At 66.0% G+C, this 1,209-nt stretch carries 2 protein-coding genes; both read right to left on the bottom strand.

Features of this window, described 5'->3' with window-relative positions:
• Positions 1-279, bottom strand: a 279-nt coding sequence (locus APM_RS12815; protein WP_007423799.1) for a biotin/lipoyl-containing protein, incomplete at its 3' end; no start/stop codon positions are given.
• Between the two features lie 13 nt (positions 280-292).
• Positions 293-1,209 (bottom strand): pyruvate dehydrogenase complex E1 component subunit beta (locus APM_RS12810; RefSeq protein WP_007423798.1); only part of this gene is annotated, 917 nt, incomplete at its 5' end.

Genomic DNA, 1,209 nt, shown 5'->3' with positions numbered 1-1,209 from the left:
CACCGGGGTGGCGGGCGCGCTGTCCGGCACGGCTTCGCCGGGCTCGACGAGAATGGCGATCGGCGCGTTCACCGCGACATTCTCCGATCCGGCAGCGACCAGGATCTTGCCGAGAACGCCCTCGTCGACCGCCTCGACCTCCATCGTCGCCTTGTCGGTCTCGATCTCGGCGATGACGTCGCCGGCCTTGATCGTCTCGCCTTCCTTCTTGAGCCAGCGCGCCAGCGTGCCTTCCGTCATGGTGGGCGAGAGTGCCGGCATCAGGATGTTCGTGGCCATGTTCGCGCCTCCCTCAGAACAGTTTCTTGACGGCGCCGACGACCCAGTCCGGCTGGGGCAGCGCGAGCTTTTCCAGATTGGCGGCATAGGGCATCGGCACGTCGAGCCCGGCGACGCGGGTCGGCGGCGCGTCCAGCCAGTCGAACGCATGTTCGGTGATCTGCATCGCGATCTCGGCACCGATGCCGGCAAAGGGCCAGCCCTCCTCGACCGAGACGACGCGGTTGGTCTTCTTCACCGAATTCACGATGGTCTCGATGTCGAGCGGGCGGATTGTGCGCAGGTTGATCACCTCCGCCGAAATCCCCTGCTGGTCCAGCGCCTCGGCGGCCTTCAGCGCGACATCGACCATCAGCGAGAAAGCAACGATGGTGACATCCTCGCCCGCGCGCTCGACCTTGGCCTTGCCGATCGGCAGGATGAAGTCATCGTCGGTCGGGCATTGGTGCTTGTGGCCGTAGAGAATCTCGTTCTCGAGGAAGATGACCGGGTTCGGATCGCGGATCGCCGCGCGCAGCAAGCCCTTCGCATCCGCCGCCGACCACGGGGCGACCACCTTGAGGCCCGGGCAATGCGCATACCACGAGGCGTAGCACTGGCTGTGCTGGGCCGCGACGCGGGCGGCAGCGCCGTTCGGCCCGCGGAAGACGATGGGGCAGCCCATCTGCCCGCCGGACATGTAGAGCGTCTTCGCCGCCGAATTGATGATCTGGTCGATCGCCTGCATGGCGAAGTTGAACGTCATGAACTCGACGATCGGCTTGAGGCCGGACATCGCCGCCCCCACCGCCATGCCGGTGAAACCGTGCTCGGTGATCGGCGTGTCGATCACCCGCTTCGCGCCGAACTCGTCGAGCAGGCCCTGGCTGATCTTGTACGCGCCCTGATACTGGGCAACCTCCTCGCCCATCAGGAACACGTCGGCATCGC

The organism is Acidiphilium sp. PM, from assembly GCF_000219295.1.
Taxonomy (GTDB): Bacteria; Pseudomonadota; Alphaproteobacteria; order Acetobacterales; family Acetobacteraceae; genus Acidiphilium; species Acidiphilium multivorum.
The sequence above is the reverse complement of the archived record's forward strand: the minus strand, read 5'-3'. Positions and strand labels throughout refer to the sequence as shown.